This is a genomic window from Treponema endosymbiont of Eucomonympha sp. (assembly GCF_001028545.1).
Window position 1 is genome coordinate 1 of sequence record NZ_BBPW01000372.1, and the last position, 678, is coordinate 678.

2 protein-coding genes are annotated in these 678 nt (G+C 55.8%); one reads left to right on the forward strand and one right to left on the reverse strand.

Features of this window, described 5'->3' with window-relative positions; all coding sequences use genetic code 11:
• The first annotated feature begins 108 nt into the window (after positions 1 to 108).
• On the forward strand, positions 109 to 345 hold the full coding sequence (locus AWU74_RS10760; protein WP_162504995.1) for a hypothetical protein: 237 nt from the start codon (positions 109 to 111) through the stop codon (positions 343 to 345).
• Positions 346 to 481: 136 nt separating this feature from the next.
• Here the strand turns inward: AWU74_RS10760 and AWU74_RS12820 are convergent.
• A partial coding sequence (locus AWU74_RS12820) for a hypothetical protein (RefSeq protein ID WP_238580230.1) occupies positions 482 to 678 on the reverse strand: 197 nt, incomplete at its 5' end.

Consider the following 678-nt stretch of genomic DNA (forward strand, 5'->3'; position numbering starts at 1 on the left):
CAGCTCGTCTATCGGCTGCTGCAAAGGCGCGGCAGGTTTTTCAGAAGGCGCATTGATTTCAAAGAAAACCGGCAAGCCCTCAAAAATAAACAAAGCGCATAAATAACCGTGTATAATTTTGTAGTGGATATGAAGGGATTCTGCCCACGCAATCCGTATTGCGAGCCCCGCTTCCTGCAAGCGAATATCGCGGTCATATTCCCGCAAGGCGGCATACGATTCCGGGACAAGCGGCGCAAATCCCTGTGCGCGAAAAAAATCATAAACGCGCTGTCCCGCTTCAGTCATGTTCTCTCGCTGCGGTTTCATCGGCGGAACGATAGCATGTTTTCGCGCGGCGTTTGAAGTGGCGCTCGGCGTAAGCCGGCGCCTCCCGCGCGCGAGACCGACACTGCCGCTTGCAGGGGACCGACACTCGCCCGTGCAAGGGTCAGCTTACCGCTCTATAAGGCGACGCCTTACAGTTCAGCAAGCCGGCACCTTACAGGGCGGGCACGAGGCACCTGCTAGGGCGGGCATGAGGCACCTGTAAGGGCGGGCATGAGACACCTGCTAGGTAGTGTGGACTGGATAAAGGGAAAGAGGTAAAATGGGAAGCATGAAAGAAAATGAAGGCATTCACCGGCACGATATAAGCGACGAGGCGTGGGAACGGATAAAAGACCTGCTGCCCGGACA